Annotated in this window: 1 protein-coding gene; it reads right to left on the bottom strand. The window is 66.3% G+C overall.

All coding sequences use genetic code 11. The annotated features are described in order from the left end of the window. A partial coding sequence (locus E1287_RS43425) for a phosphotransferase (RefSeq protein WP_165969489.1) occupies nucleotides 1–475 on the bottom strand: 475 nt, incomplete at both ends.

The raw sequence follows: 475 nt of genomic DNA, 5'->3' as shown, positions 1-475 counted from the left end.
CCCCACGCCGCCACATCCGAGCCCACCCACCGCCACCTTCGGCCCGAGCCCGCATAACCTCATAAGACCGCTGAAACCGAACCCGGGCCGCCGGCAGCACATCCCTCCGCAAGCCCCGCTCCAACCCGTACGCATCACAGAAGACCCGCAACCTCGGCCCGACCTCGACCTGGTAAAGCACCGCGTCCCGATCGGCCGGATCGGCGATCGGCCCCCAATGCCGCAGCGCCGTCACCACATCGAACAACCGCGTCGTAGGACGAGCCAGATCGAAATCGATCAACGCCACCGGCACCCCACCCCGGAAAACGACATTCTCCGGCGTCACATCACAATGGCCGATCACCTCGGGCTCCCCGTCCAGATTCGACGTCTCCCCGTCCCACGGAGCCCCGTCAGGCACCTCATAGGACGCCACCGCTTCGTGATAGCGCCGCAACAACCGTCCGACGCCCTTGAGCGCATCCTCCGATAC

This window comes from Actinomadura sp. KC06, assembly GCF_004348735.1.
Lineage (GTDB): Bacteria > Actinomycetota > Actinomycetes > Streptosporangiales > Streptosporangiaceae > Spirillospora.
The sequence above is the reverse complement of the archived record's forward strand: the minus strand, read 5'-3'. Positions and strand labels throughout refer to the sequence as shown.